We start from the raw sequence: 1,070 nt of genomic DNA, 5'->3' as shown, positions 1-1,070 counted from the left end.
CCCTGTATATTGATCGATCCATCCTGGGTATGATGGGATGTTTCCACAAAGTCACCGTTTTCAAAGATCTTCACATTGCGAATATGGGAGAAAGGCGAACGGTTAGCATACTTTTTAGCCACCTGGACCATATCATTTTCAGGGTTTGCCCCCATCGATCCTGTACACAAGGTAAACGCATTCGATGGTGAATCCGAAATCGAAATCAGTTTTTCATAGCTCGACTCTCCGGTGATGATTCTTGGCAAGCCAAAAATGGACCATGGCGGATCATCCGGGTGTATTGCCATTTTTATACCGCAAGCCTCGGCAACAGGTAATATTTCTTTTAGGAATATTTCAAGATTCGCCCATAGCTGCTCTTCGTCCACAGTTTTGTAAGCTTCGAATAGTTCAGAAATTCGATCCATCTTTTCTGGTTCCCACCCGGGTAAAGTTAAATCTGAAGCTTCCGTTACAGTACGAATTAAATCTTGCGGATCTAGCGTATCCACTTTCGCCTTTTCATAAAACAGGGCAGTTGAGCCATCTTCCAAAGGATGGAACATTTCCGTCCGAGTCCAATCAAAGATCGGCATGAAGTTATAACAAATGACTTTCACTCCAGCTTCCGAAAGATTTCGGATCGTCTCTTTGTATTTCTCTATATAAATCATGCGGTCTTCGTTACCCAATTTAATCGATTCATGGACATTTACACTTTCTACGACATCCGTGTGAAAACCAAATGATTGGATATACTCAATTTCTTCTTGAATTTCTTCCTTTTCCCAAACCTCACCAACAGGTTTTTGGTGAAGTGCCCAAACAATCCCTTTCACTCCAGGAATCTGTTTAATGTGCTCCAACGTAACCGTATCATTGTCTTTCCCGTACCATCTAAATGTAATATTCACCATGCACCTCCATTATTCTGCAATTTTTTGCATGTATTTTCGGCTTAATTTCACTGCGGCTTCATAGCCGCCATTTTGATAGGCTTTGTTCAAGTCACTGCCGATCCCGATTGCTACCGCGCCTGCATTCAGTCAGTAATTAATGTTATCCAAATTAATTGAGACGTTTGTAAT

Annotated in this window: 1 protein-coding gene and 1 pseudogene; both read right to left on the bottom strand. The window is 41.6% G+C overall.

Features of this window, described 5'->3' with window-relative positions:
• Nucleotides 1-896 (bottom strand): mannonate dehydratase (uxuA, locus tag ACFVSH_RS26965; RefSeq protein ID WP_387708908.1); only part of this gene is annotated, 896 nt, incomplete at its 3' end.
• A 12-nt stretch (nucleotides 897-908) separates the two neighbouring features.
• Nucleotides 909-1,028 (bottom strand): annotated as a pseudogene (locus tag ACFVSH_RS26960) (bifunctional 2-keto-4-hydroxyglutarate aldolase/2-keto-3-deoxy-6-phosphogluconate aldolase); the annotation flags it as partial.
• Nucleotides 1,029-1,070 lie beyond the last annotated feature (42 nt).

Source organism: Peribacillus sp. NPDC058002 (genome assembly GCF_042886655.1).
GTDB classification, from domain to species: Bacteria; Bacillota; Bacilli; order Bacillales; family DSM-1321; genus Peribacillus; species Peribacillus aracenensis.
Note: the sequence above shows the minus strand (reverse complement) of the source record. Positions and strands in the feature narration are given on the sequence as shown.